The 18,030-nt window shown below is 65.7% G+C and carries 17 protein-coding genes and 2 tRNA genes; 6 read left to right on the top strand and 13 right to left on the bottom strand.

The window, feature by feature from the left end; all coding sequences use genetic code 11:
- The first annotated feature begins 32 nt into the window (after positions 1-32).
- On the top strand, positions 33-1,283 hold the full coding sequence (locus ACQR1L_RS14130; protein ID WP_434858556.1) for a NupC/NupG family nucleoside CNT transporter: 1,251 nt from the start codon (positions 33-35) through the stop codon (positions 1,281-1,283).
- Here the strand turns inward: ACQR1L_RS14130 and ACQR1L_RS14125 are convergent.
- The 3 genes from ACQR1L_RS14125 to ACQR1L_RS14115 form a co-directional block, all read right to left on the bottom strand.
- Complete coding sequence (locus ACQR1L_RS14125) at positions 1,221-3,296, bottom strand: acyltransferase family protein (protein ID WP_434858555.1); 2,076 nt, start codon at positions 3,294-3,296, stop codon at positions 1,221-1,223. The two genes, ACQR1L_RS14130 and ACQR1L_RS14125, sit on opposite strands and share 63 nt — an antisense overlap.
- 158 nt (positions 3,297-3,454) lie before the next feature.
- The gene (locus tag ACQR1L_RS14120) at positions 3,455-4,060 is read right to left on the bottom strand and encodes a cupin domain-containing protein (protein ID WP_434858554.1); all 606 of its coding nucleotides are present in this window, start codon (positions 4,058-4,060) and stop codon (positions 3,455-3,457) included.
- Between the two features lie 419 nt (positions 4,061-4,479).
- The gene (locus ACQR1L_RS14115; RefSeq protein WP_434858553.1) at positions 4,480-4,764 is read right to left on the bottom strand and encodes an usg protein; all 285 of its coding nucleotides are present in this window, start codon (positions 4,762-4,764) and stop codon (positions 4,480-4,482) included.
- Between the two features lie 381 nt (positions 4,765-5,145).
- On the opposite strand from ACQR1L_RS14115, the gene groES reads away from it, so the two are divergent.
- Together groES and groL are read left to right on the top strand one after the other, a co-directional pair.
- Positions 5,146-5,460 (top strand): co-chaperone GroES, encoded by a 315-nt coding sequence (gene groES, locus ACQR1L_RS14110; RefSeq protein ID WP_006612113.1) that lies wholly within the window; start codon positions 5,146-5,148, stop codon positions 5,458-5,460.
- A 151-nt stretch (positions 5,461-5,611) separates the two neighbouring features.
- A complete protein-coding gene (groL, locus tag ACQR1L_RS14105) occupies positions 5,612-7,252 on the top strand; it encodes a chaperonin GroEL (RefSeq protein ID WP_006612114.1) in 1,641 nt (546 codons plus the stop codon).
- Positions 7,253-7,462: 210 nt separating this feature from the next.
- Here the strand turns inward: groL and ACQR1L_RS14100 are convergent, their stop codons facing one another.
- The gene (locus ACQR1L_RS14100; protein ID WP_434858552.1) at positions 7,463-8,302 is read right to left on the bottom strand and encodes a LysR family transcriptional regulator; all 840 of its coding nucleotides are present in this window, start codon (positions 8,300-8,302) and stop codon (positions 7,463-7,465) included.
- A 125-nt stretch (positions 8,303-8,427) separates the two neighbouring features.
- On the opposite strand from ACQR1L_RS14100, the gene ACQR1L_RS14095 reads away from it, so the two are divergent.
- A complete protein-coding gene (locus ACQR1L_RS14095) occupies positions 8,428-9,024 on the top strand; it encodes a cysteine hydrolase family protein (protein ID WP_434858551.1) in 597 nt (198 codons plus the stop codon).
- Here the strand turns inward: ACQR1L_RS14095 and lepB are convergent.
- The 9 genes from lepB to ACQR1L_RS14050 form a co-directional block, all read right to left on the bottom strand.
- Entirely contained in the window at positions 9,021-9,803 is a 783-nt protein-coding gene (gene lepB, locus ACQR1L_RS14090) for a signal peptidase I (RefSeq protein WP_434858550.1), read from the bottom strand. The two genes, ACQR1L_RS14095 and lepB, sit on opposite strands and share 4 nt — an antisense overlap.
- Positions 9,804-9,875: 72 nt before the next feature.
- Positions 9,876-11,219: an RtcB family protein gene (locus tag ACQR1L_RS14085; protein ID WP_434858549.1), complete on the bottom strand. Its 1,344-nt coding sequence runs from the start codon at positions 11,217-11,219 to the stop codon at positions 9,876-9,878.
- A gap of 246 nt (positions 11,220-11,465) precedes the next feature.
- Positions 11,466-12,050, bottom strand: coding sequence for a 2OG-Fe(II) oxygenase (locus ACQR1L_RS14080; RefSeq protein WP_434858548.1), 585 nt, complete (start codon positions 12,048-12,050; stop codon positions 11,466-11,468).
- A gap of 150 nt (positions 12,051-12,200) precedes the next feature.
- Positions 12,201-13,541 carry an RtcB family protein gene (locus ACQR1L_RS14075; protein ID WP_434858547.1) on the bottom strand — a complete coding sequence of 447 codons (1,341 nt, stop codon included), beginning with the start codon at positions 13,539-13,541 and terminating at the stop codon, positions 12,201-12,203.
- Between the two features lie 201 nt (positions 13,542-13,742).
- Positions 13,743-13,874: a hypothetical protein gene (locus tag ACQR1L_RS14070; protein ID WP_434858546.1), complete on the bottom strand. Its 132-nt coding sequence runs from the start codon at positions 13,872-13,874 to the stop codon at positions 13,743-13,745.
- Positions 13,875-14,159: 285 nt separating this feature from the next.
- Positions 14,160-14,447: a GIY-YIG nuclease family protein gene (locus ACQR1L_RS14065; protein ID WP_434858784.1), complete on the bottom strand. Its 288-nt coding sequence runs from the start codon at positions 14,445-14,447 to the stop codon at positions 14,160-14,162.
- 231 nt (positions 14,448-14,678) lie between these two features.
- Entirely contained in the window at positions 14,679-15,830 is a 1,152-nt protein-coding gene (locus tag ACQR1L_RS14060) for a slipin family protein (protein ID WP_434858545.1), read from the bottom strand.
- A gap of 375 nt (positions 15,831-16,205) precedes the next feature.
- Positions 16,206-16,271 (bottom strand) — tRNA-His (locus tag ACQR1L_RS14055).
- Between the two features lies 1 nt (position 16,272).
- Positions 16,273-16,343 (bottom strand) — tRNA-OTHER (locus ACQR1L_RS14050).
- On the opposite strand from ACQR1L_RS14050, the gene ACQR1L_RS14045 reads away from it, so the two are divergent.
- Positions 16,329-16,640: a hypothetical protein gene (locus ACQR1L_RS14045; RefSeq protein ID WP_434858544.1), complete on the top strand. Its 312-nt coding sequence runs from the start codon at positions 16,329-16,331 to the stop codon at positions 16,638-16,640. The two genes, ACQR1L_RS14050 and ACQR1L_RS14045, sit on opposite strands and share 15 nt — an antisense overlap.
- A 231-nt stretch (positions 16,641-16,871) precedes the next feature.
- Positions 16,872-17,939 (top strand): IS110 family transposase, encoded by a 1,068-nt coding sequence (locus tag ACQR1L_RS14040; protein WP_434858543.1) that lies wholly within the window; start codon positions 16,872-16,874, stop codon positions 17,937-17,939.
- Positions 17,940-18,030: the final 91 nt, after the last annotated feature.

The raw sequence follows: 18,030 nt of genomic DNA, 5'->3' as shown, positions 1-18,030 counted from the left end.
CGCTCATACTTGCGCGGGGTTTGGGGGATCTGATGCTGCAATTGCAATCGGCGTTCGGGATCATCGCGCTGCTCGCGATCGCATGGGCGCTGGCTGAGAACCGGCGCGCGGTCTCGCTGAAGCAGGCGGCGCTGGGACTGGTGGTGACGCTGCTGACGGCGCTGATCCTGCTCAAGGTGCCCGTGGTGGCCCGCGCCTTCGGCGCCATCAACGACGCGGTCGGCGCGATCTCTCAGGCCTCCCGCGCCGGCACGTCCTTCGTGTTCGGCTATGTCGGCGGCGGCGCCCTGCCCTTCGACCTCAAGGCGCCCGGGGCCGACTTCGTGCTCGCGTTCCAGGCGCTGCCGATCGTGCTGGTGATGAGCGTTCTGACCACGCTGCTGTTCTATTGGCGGGTGTTGCCGCCGCTGGTGCGCGGCATGGCCTGGCTGCTGGAGCGCACGCTTGGCGTCGGCGGCGCAGTCGGGCTCTCCACGGCGGCCAACGTCTTCCTCGGCATGGTCGAAGCGCCGCTGTTCATCCGGCCGTACCTGGCGCAGATGACGCGCAGCGAATTGTTCCTGGTGATGACCGGCGGCATGGCCGGCATCGCCGGCACCGTGCTGGTGCTGTACGCCACATTGCTCGCGCCGCTCATCCCGGATGCCGCCGCGCATTTCGTCATCGCCTCGGTGCTCGGCGCGCCGGCGTCGATCTTGATCAGCCTGATCATGGTGCCGGAGACCTCCAAGCAGCTCACCGGCGGCGCGCTCGCCGATCCCGACATGCAGGCATCATCGACCATGGATGCCATCGTCAAAGGCACCAGTGCCGGGCTCGAGCTCTTGATGAACATCGTCGCACTGCTGCTGGTGCTGGTCGCGCTGGTATCTCTCGCCAACGCCATCCTGTCGCTGCTCCCCGCGATCGGCGGTGCGCCGATCTCTCTGCAACGGCTGCTCGGGCTGGTGATGGCGCCGGTGTGCTGGCTGATGGGTCTGCCGTGGTCAGAAGCCGTCACCGCCGGCAGCCTGATGGGCACCAAGACGGTGCTCAACGAGCTGATCGCCTATGTCGAGCTGGCCAAGCTCGATGCCACGGCGCTCGATCCGCGCGCGCGATTGATCATGCTGTATGCGATGTGCGGCTTCGCCAACTTCGCAAGCCTCGGCATCATGATCGGCGGCCTCGGCACGATGGCGCCGACACGGCGCGACGAGATCAACGCGCTCGGGCTGAAATCAATCGTTTCGGGCACCCTCACCACCTGCCTGATGGGCGCGATCGTCGGCCTGCTGAATTGAGCCCGACAGCATCGTCCGCGGCAGAAAGAGCGGCGCGACCCTGGCCATCACGTGCACCGATCCCTCAGCGGTCAAATGCGCATGGTCGAACGACAGCGGCACGTCGCCAGCGGTGAGCGGACAACCACGCTGCTCGCAGACCGCGGAGAGGATCGAGACGTAGGACAGGCCCTCGCCGCTCGGCAGGGCCGCCTGCATCGCCTGGTCCAGGACGAAGACATCCGGGCGAACGAACGTCGCAGGATCAGGCGTGACGCCGCGCAAAACCGCTCGCGCCAGCATCGCCGGCAGCCGGGCGCGAAACTGCACGGGCGGGCCGAGCAGCACCACGGGAATGCCGGCCTCGCTGAGGCGGGCCAAGGTCAGCCGGAGGTCGCGCACCATGCCGGCGAAGCGCGGCGGGCGGGCATCCTCGAGCCAATCCGCCGCCATCACCACGAGATCTGGCCGAAGCGAGGCAATGCTGTCGCGCATCTGGCGCGCGAACGCGCGGCAGGCCGGGGCTCCTTGCGTCTCGGCGCTGAACGTCGGCATGCAGGTCGGCTGGCTCGCCTGCATGATATTGACCTCAAGCGGATCGACGCTGGCCGCCAGTCCGTGATAGGCATGCGCCGCAAAACTGTCGCCCCACAGCAGGACGTTGATCTTGCCCGGCACCACGCGCAGGCACTCCTCGGGCACCCGGGCATCGGGCGTCGTGAAGCAGGAGCCGTAGCGATAGACCGGCTTCATGTCATAGGCGTTGTAGGCATCGAGGCGCTGCGCCTTGCGATCCGCATCCGACGCCGATCCGCTCCGCATCAACCCCATGCCGCTGCCGGCGAGCAGCAGCACGCTGGCGAGCGCCGCAAAGCCGAAGGCCGCGCGCGGCGTCGGCGCGAACTGCCGCGTGCGAAACGGCTGCTCGATGAAGCGCCACGACAGCGCGGAGACACCGAGCGTCAGCACGAACAAGGCCGCCCGCTCCCAGCCGTCCAGCGCAAGTCCCGGCTTGGCGAGGCGCGCGAACACGAACAGCGGCCAGTGCCAGAGGTACAGCGAGTACGAGATGCGGCCGATGAAGGACAGCACGATCAGCGGCGACAGCGGGCTGCGCGCAACGGCGACGCTCCCCGTCCCGCTCCACAGGAACAGCGCGGCGCCGAGGCACGGCGCTAGCGCGTTCAAACCTGGAAAGCCTGGACCGGGCCGCAGCGACAGGATCGGGATCGCCATCAGCAGCAGTGCCAGCCCGCGTGCCGCCATCCGCATCGCGCCGGGCCGCGGCGCCGGCAGCCCCGCGACAGCCACGAGGCTGCCGAGCAGAAATTCCCAGGCCCTGAACGGGCTGAGGAAGAACGCGGCGGCCGGTGCGTTGTCGCGCATCAGCATCAGACTGAGCGTGAAAGACGCGGCCGCGAGCAGCGCCAGAATGAGGGGCAGAACGTATCGGCGTCTCCGCGCCATCATCAGCACCGACCAGACGACGACAGGCAGCACCAGATAGAACTGCTCCTCGACCGCCAGCGACCAGGTATGGAGCAGCGGCTTCTCGATCGCCGCGTGGTCGAAATAGCCCGACTGCAGCCAGAAGAAGATGTTCGATGCGAAGGTGACGACGGCAGCGGCGGCGCGGAAGAACTCGGCCCGCTCCGAACTCAGCATGTCCGCGGCCGGGAGCGCTGCAAACGCCACCATCGCATAGAGCGCCGGCAGCAGCCGACGAATCCGCCGCTCGTAGAAGCGCGCAAACGAGAAACGTCCCTGCGCGATCTCCGCGGTGATGATGCCGGTGATCAGATAGCCCGAGATGACGAAGAAGATGTCGACGCCGACGAAGCCACCGAAGATGCCCGGCGCCTCGAAATGGAAGCCGATGACGGCGAGCACCGCGATCGCGCGCAGCCAGTCGATGTCCTCGCGATGCGCGACAGCCGAGCTCGCGCTCGCCTCGCCCATGCCGGGCCGCAGCGCGACGAGCCTGCGCGGCGCAAACGTTGCGGTCGGACGAAACTGGACGACATAGGACGGCAACGGAACAGATACGCCTTCCGCAAGCCGGCGCTGAACACGGCACTCCGACCGGTCGCCGGCCCGTCCAACCCCGATGACGCGAGACTGGACGTCAACACACACGCGCGATGCGACCGCCGTCCACCGCGCGCGAATGTTTCCATCCGTTTCTGTCGGCTTTAGGTCGAGAGTTCGACCGTTTTGAAATCGGCCGGCAGGATCACCTCGAGCAGCTCGACGTCATCGGAATAGTCGAGGATCATGTGCCGGATCTTCGGCGGCTGGGTCCAGCAGCTGCCAGCTTTCATCAAGGTCTCGCCGACGCCTTCGAGATAGCTCTTCACCCACCCCTTGAGAACATAGACCATCTGGAAGTCGACGGCATGGGTGTGCAGCTTCGACACCTCCTGCGGGTTGCACGGCGGCAGCATGCGGATGACATGCGCGCGGGCGAGGCCATGCGTCGCGTCCGCGATGCCGAGATCGCGGTAATGCGCATAGGCGCGCAGGCCGTCGGCCTTGAAGTCTTCCTCGCGGTGGTGAGAGATCGCGACCTTCTGCTTCGGCCGCCGCGGCGCGGGCGCCGACCTGCCCTGGCTCACGAGCGCCTTGCGCGCCGATGGCGCAGCCGCCCTGCCCGGCTTGGCGGGCGTCTTCGCGACGGTCTTCGCACCGGTCTTGGCGGACATCTTCACCGTCGCCTTGCTGCCCTTGCTGATCTTCAGCGCCGCAGCCTTGGCAGCGGCGCGTGTTACTGATTTCGTCGTACGGCTCTTGCTGGCCATGGTGCTCTCCCTGCGAGTCCTCGCAGCGAGGGTAGCACATGTTGTCGAACCTCAGCAGCTTCTCCCACAAAGGTCGTCATTCCGGGGCGTGCGCAGCACGAGGCCGGAATCCATTCCTCCGCACGTGGTGCAGCCCGATGGATTCCGGGCTCGCGCTGCGCGCGCCCCGGAATGACAGCGGTGATGGGGCGGCGACCACGGCTCATGCAGGGCTACGAACTGCGAACCTCGTCGCAAGGGGGGATACGGATTGGAGAGACTCAGCAGCTTATCCGACAAAGGCCGTCATTCCGGGGCGTGCGAAGCACGAGCCCGGAATCCATTCCTCCGCGCGTTCTGCCGCCCAATGGATTCCGGGCTCGCGCGACGCGCGCCCCGGAATGACAGCGGTGGGTGTAGATCCTGCAGTGACCTTCAGCTCAATGCAGCCGGAACACGCCGTCGACGGCGCGCAGCTCGGCCGGCTTGATCAGCTTCGAATGCGCCACGGTGACCGAGTGCAGCGGGCCCTCGATCTTCTCCTGCCAGAACGCCAGGAAATCCTGCAGCGCCGGAAATTTCGGGAACAGGTCGTAGTTCTGCCAGACGTAGGTCTGCAGCAGCGAGCGATGGTCCGGCATCCGATACAGGATCTGCGCGGTCGTCAGCCCATAACCCAGCACCTGTTTCCGAAAGTCCTCGGAAACCTCACCCCTCGACACCATGCCAACCCTCCGTTTCTGGAGCGCATGTCCGCGTGGCCAACCGGGATGGAGCCACCCGGCAAAGATGCGCTCACTGCAAAAGAAATGTGACGCATGTCCTCAACCCATCTCAAGCTTAAATGTTTAACGGCATGTTGAAAAATGCCGCATTAGCAGCCACTTAGCCCAGGTGCTAATACGGTGTTTCGCGTTTCGTTCCGCCCGTGTTAACGCTATCGGAACGCTTTGGCAGAGCGCGCAGTTGACTGCTAATTTTTCTGCTACAAGGCCTTGCCCGGCTGGAAACTCTCCCCTAAATCCAGCCCGCGTGCTGGCACTCGCCGGCATCGACTGCCAAATCTCCAGAAACTGACAATCGCTTCAATTGCTTAGGAGGACTGTATGGCTTTCCGTCCGCTTCACGACCGCGTCGTGGTCAAGCGCATCGACGCCGAAGAGAAGACCGCTGGCGGCATCATCATCCCCGACTCGGCCAAGGAAAAGCCCTCGCAGGGCGAAGTGATCGCGGTGGGCCCCGGCGCTCGCGACGAGAGCGGCAAGCTGGTCCCGCTCGACGTCCAGGTCGGTGATCGCGTGCTGTTCGGCAAGTGGTCGGGCACCGAGGTCAAGATCGACGGCCAGGAGCTGCTGATCATGAAGGAAAGCGACATCATGGGCGTCATCACCGACGCCGGCGCCAAGAAGAAGGCCGCTTAAGCGCTGTCGACCCTCATCCTGAGGAGCCGGCGCAGCCGGCGTCTCGAAGGATGAGGCCCCAACCACCTCCTCATCTCGTCCTTCGAGACGCCCGCGACGTGCGCGGGCTCCTCAGGACGAGGACCTCGATCAAAACTCAGGGAAACCCAATATGTCAGCGAAAGACGTAAAGTTCGGCGTCGAAGCCCGCGACCGCATGCTGCGCGGCGTGGACATTCTCGCCAATGCCGTGAAGGTCACGCTCGGTCCGAAGGGCCGCAACGTCGTCCTCGACAAGTCGTTCGGCGCGCCGCGCATCACCAAGGACGGCGTCACCGTCGCCAAGGAGATCGAGCTCGACGACAAGTTCGAGAACATGGGCGCGCAGATGGTGCGCGAAGTCGCCTCGAAGTCCGCTGACGCGGCCGGCGACGGCACCACCACCGCGACCGTGTTGGCCCAGGCCATCGTGCGCGAGGGCGCCAAGGCGGTTGCCGCCGGCATGAACCCGATGGATCTGAAGCGCGGCATCGACCTCGCGGTCGAGGCGGTCGTCGCCGATCTCGTCAAGAACTCCAAGAAGGTCACGTCGAACGACGAGATCGCCCAGGTCGGCACGATCTCCGCCAACGGCGACTCCGAGATCGGCAAGTTCCTCGCCGACGCCATGAAGAAGGTCGGCAACGAGGGCGTGATCACGGTCGAGGAAGCCAAATCGCTCGAGACCGAGCTCGACGTCGTCGAGGGCATGCAGTTCGATCGCGGCTACATCTCGCCGTACTTCGTCACCAACGCCGACAAGATGCGCGTTGAGATGGACGACGCCTACATCCTCATCAACGAGAAGAAGCTGTCGTCGCTGAACGAGCTGCTGCCGCTGCTCGAGGCCGTGGTGCAGACCGGCAAGCCGCTGGTGATCGTCGCCGAGGACGTCGAGGGCGAGGCTCTGGCCACCCTGGTCGTCAACCGTCTGCGTGGCGGCCTGAAGGTCGCCGCCGTCAAGGCGCCGGGCTTCGGCGATCGCCGCAAGGCCATGCTGCAGGACATCGCGATCCTGACCGGCGGCCAGGCGATCTCGGAAGACCTCGGCATCAAGCTCGAGAACGTCAACCTCTCGATGCTCGGCCGCGCCAAGAAGGTGATGATCGACAAGGAGAACACCACGATCGTCAACGGCGCCGGCAAGAAGGCCGACATCGAGGCGCGCGTGGCGCAGATCAAGGCGCAGATCGAGGAGACCACCTCGGACTACGACCGTGAGAAGCTGCAGGAGCGTCTGGCCAAGCTCGCCGGCGGCGTCGCGGTGATCCGCGTCGGCGGCGCGACGGAGGTCGAGGTGAAGGAGCGCAAGGATCGCGTGGATGACGCGATGCATGCGACCCGCGCGGCTGTCGAGGAAGGCATCCTGCCGGGCGGCGGCGTCGCCCTGCTCCGTGCCTCCGAGCAGCTCAAGGGTGTCCGCACCAAGAACGAGGACCAGAAGACCGGCGTCGAGATCGTCCGCAAGGCGCTCTCCGCTCCGGCCCGCCAGATCGCCATCAACGCGGGCGAGGACGGCTCGGTCATCGTCGGCAAGATCCTCGAGAAGGAGCAGTATGCGTACGGCTTCGACTCGCAGTCCGGCGACTACGTGAACATGGTGTCCAAGGGCATCATCGACCCGACCAAGGTCGTGCGCACCGCGATCCAGAACGCCGCCTCCGTGGCGAGCCTCTTGATCACCACCGAGGCGATGGTCGCCGAGCTGCCGAAGAAGAACGCCGGCGGCCCCGCGATGCCTCCGGGCGGCGGCATGGGCGGCATGGACTTCTAAGTCCGGCTTCCTCGCGAGACACACGAAGGGCGCGGCGCAAGCCGCGCCCTTTTGTTTTGGTGTGTAGGGTGGGCAAAGGCGCCTGGGACGCCGTGCATTCGTGGCACGTTGTTGCGCGCCGTGCCCACCGTCTTGCCTTGTGTTCGCTTCACGACGGTGGGCACGCCGCCGCCTGACGGCGGCCGCTTTGCCCACCCCACCGACCCCAGGTCACGCCTGCGCTTGGTAGTCCACAAAACAACTGCGCAGCCAATCGATCACGACCCGCGCGGCGGGATCGCGCTTCAGATGAGTCTGCACCAGCAGCCAGACATCGCGCCGCCTGGGCAATTGCGTGACTCGCAGCGACGCATCGCCAAGCAGATCACGGCAGGAATGTTCGGGCAGCACGGCAACGGCCTGTCCGCTCCGCAGCACCTCCGACATCACGCGCACATTGTCCGTGATACAGCGCGCGGCGTCGATCAGCTTGCGCTGCTTCAGGATCTGCTGCTCGGGAATTCCATCGAGCTCGTCGGGGTAGCCGCAGACAAAGCTCGGCGCCGCGCCTGCCGGCTCGATCAGATAGAGCCCGAGACTGCCGAGGCGCGTGATGGTGAAGTCGCCCTTCTCCGGCTTGCGCAGCCGGATCGCGAAATCGGCCTGCCATCGCGAGAAGCTGACATTGTGGCTCGCGGTGAGAAGCTGCAGCCGCAGTCCGGGATGCGCGGTCAAAATCGGCGCAAGGCGCGGCGCCAGGATGGTTTCGGCGACCGCCGGGGTGGCGGCGATGCGGAAGCGGCCACTCACGCCGGCCTGCGCGGCTCCGATGCGCGTGATGTCGGCGGCGTGTTGCGCCATCGCCTCGACATGCGCCAGCACCGTCTCGCAGGCCGCCGTCGGCCGGCGCACGCCATCGGCCGCCTCGAACAGGCGTACGCCGAGCGCCGCCTCGATGCGCCCCAGCCGCCGGCCGACGGTGGTCTCGTCGATGCGCAGCCGCTTGCCGGCTTCGGCATAGCTGCCGGCGTCGCGCACGGCCGTAATGATCCGCAGGTCGTCCCAGTTCATCCTGCGGGCGTATCACGGCGCGCGCCTTGCCTGCAAATCTGCAGCCATTGGCTGCGCACTCCTGCGTTGCCGCAGGCCATCGTCCGGCTAGTCTGCTGCGATCTCACGACGGAGCATTGACCGCCATGCCGACGCCCAAGACCTTGCTGGAGCTTTCCGGCGCCGACCTCAGCCTTCCCGCGCTCGCCGGGTCCAGCCTGGTGCTGATCGACATCCAGAACGAATATCGTGACGGCCCGCTGGCGTTGCCGGGCGCGGAGGCGGCGATCGCGCAGGCCGCTCGCCTGCTGACGCGGGCGCGAGCCGCCGGCGGCGTGATCATCCACGTCGCCCATCGCGGCAAGGAGGGCAGCCTGTTCGACCGGACCGCGCCGCGCGGCGCCATCGTCGAGGCCGTGAGGCCGCTGGCCGGCGAAGCCGTGATCGAGAAGACGCTGCCGAACGCCTTCGCCGGCACCGATCTGCAGGCGCGCCTGACGGCCGCCGGCCACAAGAACATCGTGCTCGCCGGCTTCATGACCCACATGTGCGTGTCGTCGACCGCGCGTGCCGCGCTCGATCTCGGCTGGCGCGTCACCATCGATGCCGGGAGCTGCGCGACGCGCGACCTGCCCGACAGCAAGGGCGGCGCCTTATCGGCCGCCTTGATCCATGAGGTGGCGCTGGCCGAGCTGGCCGACCGCTTCGCGATCATCGCGCGCGACGGCGCGGCGCTCGTCTAGCGGATCACGCTCCCGATGCGCCCGGGGCGAAGGCGGCCGGCCTGGTCCTCGTCCCCGGCCGCGAGGGAGAAGAAGATCATCGCAGCGCGGCCGATGACGTTCTCGACGGGAACGTACCCTATCTGTGACATCGCGCGGCTGTCGTTGGAGTTGTCGCGGTTGTCGCCGAGCATGAAAAGATGCCCCGGCGGAACGACGTAGACGTTGGTGTTGTCGAAATAGCCGTTATCGACGCAATCGAGCGTCTCGTAGCTCCGTCCGTCCGGCAGCGTCTCGCGCCAGCGCTTGACACGCTCGTCCTCGTCGTCGCCGCAGGCCTCTATTCCGATCACATCCTCCAGCCGCTCGCGCGGCACGGCCGCGCCGTTGATGTGGAGCACCCCGCCCTTCATCTGGATGCGGTCGCCGGGCAGGCCGACGACGCGCTTGATGTAGACGGTGGCATTGTCCTTGGGCAGAAAGAACGCGACCACGTCGCCGCGTGCCGGTGTCGCTCCCCAGATGCGAGCGGACGGCGGCAAGCCTGTTGGCCACGGAAATGGCCAGGTGAGACGGCTGTAGCCATAGGGATATTTCGACACGAAGAAGTAGTCGCCGACCAGGATGGTCGGCTTCATCGAGCCCGACGGCGCATTGAACGGCTGATACAGGAAGTTGCGGATCAGCATCGGCGAGGCCAGCAGCAGGCACAGCGCCACGAAGCCGGCGATGAAGATGCCCAGGATCGCCCACCACGGCTCCCGCTTCGGCCTGATCTCTCCCGCATCCACGCTCGTCACGATGTCCCCCTTGCAATCGCATCGCCAGGATGACCGAACACCGCGCGCTGCGCAATCACCCGCGCGCCGTGCTCAACGCTTCTTCCGCCACGGCGCATCGTCCTCCCAATCGCCGGCCATGATCGAGCCGTAAGGCACAACCTCGTCGACGACCTGGCCTAGCCCGAAGCGGGCGATCTGCGCCCGCACCGACGCTGCGTTCTTGTAGGCCTGCGGCAGCTCCGACAAATCGGGCTTGCCGCAATAGAACCGCGCATCGATGCCATCAGGCAGTTCGGGGCGATGCTCGCGCAAGAACGCCTTGCGGCCGAGGTTGCGGCCGGCGCCATGCGGCGCGAAGCCGAGCGCCTCCTTGTTGTCGCGATGCCTGATGATCAGCACCGGCTCGGCCATGTTGAGCGGCACGATGGTGCGGCCGTCATCGTCGGCCGAGAAGCCGGACCAGTTCGGCGTTGCGCCCTTGCCGTGGTAATACAGGCCATCGCTTTTGCGGAAGACGAAATTGTGCTCGTTCCAGAAGCGGTCGGCGACGGCATTGCCGAGCCTGGCCGCCGTGAGATCGTGGATCGCGTGGTGGTTGGCGCGCGTCCACAGTCGCGCGACCTGCAGCGCGTCCCAATAGGCGCGGCCGTCGTCGCTCGACGCCTTGATCCAGGCTGAGTGCTCCGGGACCTTCGGCGCATGGATCGCCGCGTGCCGCTTTGCCACGGCCATGCCGCGCTTGTAGAGCTGCGCGCCGAAGCCGCGCGAGCCGTGATGCGTCACCAGCGCCGCCTGCCCGGTCGATTTGAGATGACCGACGAAGGCGAAGTGATTGCCGTCGCCCTGCGTGGCGAAATGGCCGATCGCGAAGCGCTCCAGCCCCTTCAGGAACGGGTTGCCGTCAAAGCCCTGCATCACCTCGTCCGGCGGCTGGTGCAGCCGGTCGCGTCCGCCGGGGCCGAAATGAGTGACGGCGCTGACAGCATCGAGGATGCGCTTGGGATCGTCCTTGCGCGCGAACACGGTCACCGCCACCGAGCAGCAGATGTCGGACGAATGGAAGCCGGGATGGATGGCATCCTCGCAGGCGACCACGCCGCCGACCGGGATGGTGCCGAGCGCCGTGCCCGACGGGCATGCGTCGGGCATCACGGCGCCGGCGACGATGGTCGGTACCCGCATCAACGCGTCCATATGCTGCGCCACCGCCGCGACATTGGCTCGCTCGACTTCGTTCTCGGCCTCGATCAGCATCGCGAACGGCACGCCATTGGTGCGCATCAACGCCTCCGCCGGCTGCAGCGCCTGCAGCGCGACGAAGATCGCGTCATCATCCGCTCCATTCGCGCGCATCGCGTTCGCCGTCGCCAGCCCGTCCTTGAACCAGCGGCCCGGCTTGAAGCCCCAGGCGATCAGAGTGTTTCCGTCGATCATGGCGGTTCTCGTGCTTGAACAGAGTCGTTTGTCGCCGCTGGCGACGCGTGCGTTCACAGCCGATGCTCTCTCCAATCGTCATTCCGGGGCTCGCGCAGCGAGAGCCCGGAATCCATAGCCCCAGGGGTCTATGAGACGCGAGATGGCCGTGGCGCTTGTCTTCGCCCCACCAAAGCTCGTGGTTATGGATTCCGGGCTCAGCCGCTGCGCGGCTGCCCCGGAATGACGAGGAGAGAGTTTGCCCTCTCACCTCGTCCGCCGGTACATCACGTCGGTCCGGAGCACGTATTTGCGTCCCCGCGTCACCCGATCGCCACGATGCATGATCGGGTGATGGAACAGCAGTGCCATGCCCTGCTGCGGGGTGATCCGGAAGGGATCACCGACCGCTGCTGCGCCATAGCCGTCCTTGAACGACGTTGCCCCGCCTTCGAAGTCGTCATTGAGATAGACCATGAAGGTGAAGTGGCTCCGCTCGCCATTCCGACGTTCGAAATATCCGTCCAGATGCCAGTCGAAGGTTTGCCCGACGTCGTAGCGATACAGCCGCAGCCGCTCGTTCCGCGCACAGGGGGTCCATTTCTTCAGGAACAGCGGGGCCAGATAGCCGGAGAGCCGGTTGTAGAGCGCCGAGGCGAGCCCTGCGTCATCGACCATGACACGGTCGTTGTTGCGGACGTCCTTCATCATCACCATCCCGTCCAGCGTCGAGATCGGCGCCTCGGAAAATCCGATCTCCTCGCCCAGCCTGACGTAGTCGGCGCACTCGGCCGCCGAGAGGAATCCAGCAATGGTTCCGACGTTCTTCGCTCTCCAGCTAATCGTACTCATCGAAGCCTCCGTTCTCGCATGATCGAGCCGCGGTGCCCGGATGCGCATCCGACCGCGCCCACCAGAGCGCGAGCGGATGCGCCATCCGGGGTCTCGCGAGCTGCAAATGTGAACCCGCATGTCGCTTGCGCTCATGCGGGCTACGTTCGCTCAATCCTTGAACGGATCGAACTCGCCCTCGCCGGCCATCACCACGGCAAACGGCCGCAGCGTATGCACGACCTTCACCGAGCCGGCGTGTTCGGCCAGCACCTCAGGCAGACGCCGATAGGCCATCGGGCTCTCGTCGAGATCGGCGCCGATCAAGGTGACGCCGCGGCTCTGCAGCCATTCGTCCATCTCGACGCGGGTGAAGCGGCGCTTCGCCTCGCGCCGTCCGAACATTCGCCCGGCGCCGTGCACCGTCGAGTACAGCGAGGCCTTGGCCTCTTCCGACTCGACGCCCTCGATGATGACGGCGTCGTCGCCCATCGAGCCGCCGACGAAGCCACGCTGGCCCGGAAAGGCTGGCGTGGCGCCCTTGCGCACCACCCACAGATCGCGCCCATCGTGGGTCTCACGCCAAGCGTAGTTGTGGTGGTTGTGCACGCTGTCGGTGACCGCGCCGCCGATGATCTGGCGCACGCGCTCCACCACCCACTCGCGGCCCGCATAGGCATAGCGCCCGGCGAGCTGCATCGCGGCGATGTAGCGCTGCCCGAGCTCCGAGTCCTCGTCGACCACGGCGGGCGGCACGTTCATGCCGTCCTTGCCACCGGCGGCCTTGAGGTAGCGCGTCGCCGAGGTATGGCCAAGACCACGGCTGCCGAAATGCACGCCGATCCAGACGAAGCCGTCCTCGTCGCGCATCAAATCGACATAGTGGTTGCCCGACCCGACCGTGCCGAGCTGCCCGACCGCCTTCTGCCGGTAGGCGTCCATGTCGGACTCCCGCCAGGCATCGGCATCGTCGAACAGCTCATGCTCGACGCGCTCGGCATTCTTGCGGCCAACGCCGAACGAGATCACCTTCGACACGTCCTTGATGATCGCGCCGACCTTGTCCTCGATCGCGCTGAACGGCGTGTCGAGCCGCACCGCCATGTTGCCGCAGCCGATGTCGAAGCCGACGCCTGAGATGCTGATCTGCTTCTCATAGGCGATCACGCCGCCGACCGGCTGCGCATAGCCGAGATGGCCGTCGGCGCAGATCACGCCGGCCACGGCATTGCCGACCGCCATGCAGTTGCGCATCTGCGCGATCGTCGCGTCCTCATGAGTCCCGAACACCTTCAGCGGGCTGTTCTGGTACTGCGCCGCCTGCGGCCGGCTCGCCACCGTATCGGCCAGCGCCTCGGCCTCACGCGCGAGCTGCTCCTTGCGCGCGGCGTCACGGAACGTGCACCACAACGGCATCGAGCGCTGTCCCGGCCGTTCGATGCGCGCATCGGGATCGAGCCCGGCCTCGACAGCCAGCTCTCGCGCTCGGTCTTTGTAGGGATCGGCTCGCATCGGATCCTCCTCTCTTGCTCGCATCAGGACACGGAGCGCCCGAACGCGCTCCGCGATCGACGCTCGCGCGAACCGTCGCGCAAGCGGGTGGTGCAGGCCAGGAGGTGGATCTGAGTTGAGGGAGGACTCCCTAAAGGGGGTCCAGTCTCGGGATGATCGTCGCTCTGGCCGGGTCGGCAGAGGGACGATCCCGCTGCCGCGTTAGGCTATCAGTCTGATATTGACGGGTAGTGCGTTTGCTGCGGAGACCGCCAGCACGCGCAGGACCAGCTCACGGCGCCGCGATTGCGGCAGCGCGCTGTCCTTGATGTGGCGTGGGGTCGGATACGACATGGGTCTCTCGCTGCGGATCATCCGCATTGAACTTGGCGCGTGGAGATACAGGGTGATTTCGGCTTTGTAAAGCGAGGAGTCTACTAATGATGAGCAATCTTGACGATGTGGGACCGCCGAAGCACATCATGGAGTTTCGTGGCTATGGATTCCGGGCTCAGCCGCTGCGCGGCTGCCCCGGAATGACGGGAGCAGATAGCACGCGGTCCTTCCACTCGTCATTCCGGGGCGCGCGAAGCGCGAGCCCGGAATCCATACGCATTATGAGCATTTGAGCCCTGCTGCTCATCTACAGATCCCCGGATACAGATCATCCCAGTTCGGGTTCTGCTCCTCGATCAGCCTGATCTTCCAATCTCGCCGCCATTTCTTCAGCTCCTTCTCGCGGGTGATGGCGGTGCCGGGATCATCATAGACTTCAAACCAGACGAGCTTGCCGACGTCGTAGCGTGAGGTGAACCCCGGCGTGGCCTTGGTACGATGCTCGTACACCCGCCGGACGGGATCATTCGTCGCACCGAGATAAAGCGTGCCGTGCTTCTTGCTAGCAAGCAGATAGACGTAATACGCCATCGGACAGCCGTGGTTATGGATTCCGGGCTCGCCCTTCGGGCGCCCCGGAATGACGAGCGGAGAGAGCGCGACCTCTATCCACTTGTCATTCCGGGGCTCGCGCAGCGAGAGCCCGGAATCCATACTCCCAAAACCGAGTTGGGATTACAACTCCTCGTTAAGACAACTCCTAACAAACAAAAGGCCGCCCGTGGGCGGCCTTTCTTATCAACCTCCGACCTGCACGGCCGCTCACGCAGCATCCGGCGCCTTCAGCCGCACCAGCCTTGTCAGCAGCGCATCCAGGCCCGCACCCTCACCGGCGTGCAGGTCGATACGGCCGACCTTCTCGACGAGGCGCTCCAGCGACTCCAGCTCCTTGAGCCGCAGCAGCAGCGGGTTCTCCTCCATCAACCTGGCGGTGTTCAGGAGCGAGCGCGTCGCCGCGGTCTCCTCCTGGCGGCGGATCAGATTGGCCTTCGCCAGCCGCTCCGCTTCCACCACCTTGTTGACGAGCTCGCGGATCTCGCCGGGCAGGATCACGTCCTTCACGCCGAGCTCCGTCACCTCAACACCCGAGCCATCGAGCCGCGCGCGCACGTAGTCACGCAGCTCGGCATCGAGCGAGGCCTTCGCCGCCAGCACCTCGTCGAGCGTGCGTGACGCCACCGCCTCGCGGATCGCGAACTGCACCAGCCGGTACAGCCACGCATCCACGTCCGGCGTCGTCGCCACCGCCGCCTCCGGATCAACGATCCGTCGGAACGCCGTCAAGGTCACCCGCAACGCGATGCGGTCCTTGGTCAGCATCTCCTGCGCGGTGATCTCGAGCGCGGTCGGCCTGAGATCGAGGCGCTTGATCTCGATCTTGCGACCGATCGCCCAGAACGCATGCCGGCCCGGCGCCAGCCGCTCCGTCAGCTTGCCGTCGACGTGGAGCAGACCGGCCTCGTGGTTCTCGACCACGGCCTCGGTCACGATGCCCGGGCGGTTGCGCTCGATCATCGCCAGGTGGCGCGCGCTCACGCGCACGTCGCTGGTGACGTCGATCCGCTCGACCTCGACCCGCGTCGCCACCTTCCAGTAGACGCGGGTCTGCCACGGCGTCAGCAGGTGCGCCGGCCGGCCGTCGAGGCTCACGATCGCGATCTCGTTCGCGCCAGTCTCCACCGCCTCGAACAGCTCGGCCGCGAGATCGGGCCGCGCCGCCTTCAGCACCGCGTAACGATCAGCCGGGTATTCGGCCTTGACCACGTCGAACACCTGCACGGTCAGCCGGTGCAGCGGATCGAGCAGCGCATGACGGCCGGGGCCGAGCACGCGCACGAGCTGGCCGTTGCGCCAGACCAGCGCCCGCTCCCCATCCGCCACCGTCTGCGTCTTCATCATCACATGCCAGCTCATGGCACTCTCCTGTCACGCAAGGTCCGGCCGGATGCCGGGCCCTGCTCTGTTGGCTGCCGGCCTCTGCCTGCAGCAGTTTGAAATTCAAAGGACGTGAGGACCGGACGGCGCTTCCTGCCTGAACCGAGCGGGCCACGGCTTGAGCGTCGGGTGCGACCGGGCGCCTGCACACCTCACAGCCGCCGAAGCGGACGTGGCGATGCGCGGGCTGTCCCGGCCATACGCGACGCGGTATCCACCGCGGCACAGAGCCGGCTCTGCAGTGTCCTGATCAGGTCGAACTGCTCTTTCGAGCAAAACGGCCGGACCGCGACTGAAGCGCGCGTCCGGTCCTCGTCAGAGGAAATTAGCTTGCAAGGCTAATGCGCGGAGCGCTGGAGCGGGAGTCGAACCCGCGACAGGATGATTCATGATCATCTGCTCTAACCAACTGAGCTATCCTTGGTTGCGTCGATCGGATTCGAACCGATGCCGTCGGGTTCACACCCGATGCTCACCATGAGCTTCGAAGCACATCCTCTCTTCAGCGGAATACGCCACCGGAAACCGGCGCGCACCAGTCGGGATCTCAGCGAGCCCGAACCCATGTCCGAAGCGAAGGACGGTGCACATAGATCAACTAATATGTCGATGCAAGTGTTAGTTTGTCGCTTCGTCGAATATTCTGGATCGGTCGATCGTGACTGGTTCAACTACATCCACATCGTCATTCCGGGGCGCGCGCAGCGCGAGCCCGGAATCCATAACCACGAACGGCAGCTGGTCGAAGACTTTGGCCACTCGCATCTCGCGCCACATGACCAGATGTGACTATGGATTCCGGGCTCGCGCTATGCGCGCCCAGGAATGACGGCCGCTTATATGCAAACCGTTTCGTAGATGGGGTAACGGGCCGACCACCCGAGCGTCTCGCTCGCTACGGCGCGATTTATAAGCGCGCTCGCGAGACGCTCGGTTGGCGGAGAGGTGGTCGTCCCTCAAATTGATGGTGTTCAAAACGGAGTCGGGCAAGCCCGCTCCTCGCATCATTCGGGGACGACCATGAGCCACTATGCCGGAATTGACGTGTCTTTGAAATCCTCTGCGGTCTGCATCGTCGATGGAGGAGGCAATATCGTTCGGGAGGCTCCCGTCGAGAGTGAGCCAGCGGCCTTGATCGGTTGGTTCAAGCAGCTCGGCCTCGAGATTGAGCGGATCGGCTTGGAGGCAGGGCCGCTGTCGCAATGGCTGTATGCGGCGATGCGGGAGGCGGGCCTGCAGGTCGAATTGCTGGAGACGCGGCACGTGCGTGACGCCTTCAGGGCGATGTCGGTGAAGTCGGACCGCAACGATGCCAGGGGCATTGCCCAGTTGATGCGACTCGGCTGGTTCCGGCCCGTCCATTGCAAATCGATCGAGGCGCAGGAGACGCGTGCGGTTCTCACGGCCCGCAAGCTGCTGCAATCGAAGCTGCACGATATCGATAACTGCTTGCGCGGCGTGCTACGAGGCTTCGGCTTGAAGGTCGGCAAGACCACCGAGCGCAGCTTCGCAAAGCGCGTCGAGGAGCTGGTGGATGGCCATCCGGGATTGACGCTGGTCGTGCAGGCGCTGCTCGAGGCTCATGCGGTGCTGCTGCGCGAGTTCAAGAAGCTGGACAGGCAGGTGCAGCAGCTCGCGAAGGCCCATCCCCAGGCCAAGCTGTTGATGAGCACGCCGGCGGTCGGTCCGATCGTCGCGCTCACCTACGTGTTCGCGATTGACGACCCCAAACGCTTCCGATCCTCCAAGGCGACCGGCGCACATTTTGGCCTGACGCCGCGACGATACCAGTCCGGCGAGACCGATTATAGCGGCCGCATCACGAAGGTCGGCGACGCATCGGTGCGCGAGGCGCTCTATCAGGCGGCGCACATCATGCTGACCAAGCCGGTGAAAAATTGCTCAGAGCTAAAGAGCTGGGCAATGCGGGTCGCCAGGCGCGCCGGTCCGCGCAAGGCCAAGGTGGCTCTGGCGCGCAAGCTTGCCGTGATCCTTCACCGCATGCTCGCCGACAACATGCCCTTCAACCCCGCGGCCAAGCCTGTCACGGCCCAGCCGGCCGCCAAGGCTAAGCCTGCCGCAGCCTAAGTAAGGGAGCATCGATCGAGTTCTGGGCGGGCCACAACACCAGGCTCTCCCCGAGCAGGGTCCCTTCGCCGGGACGATGGATCCGGTCAGG

Source organism: Bradyrhizobium sp. HKCCYLR20261 (assembly GCF_051168435.1).
GTDB lineage: Bacteria > Pseudomonadota > Alphaproteobacteria > Rhizobiales > Xanthobacteraceae > Bradyrhizobium.
Note: the sequence above shows the minus strand (reverse complement) of the source record. Positions and strands in the feature narration are given on the sequence as shown.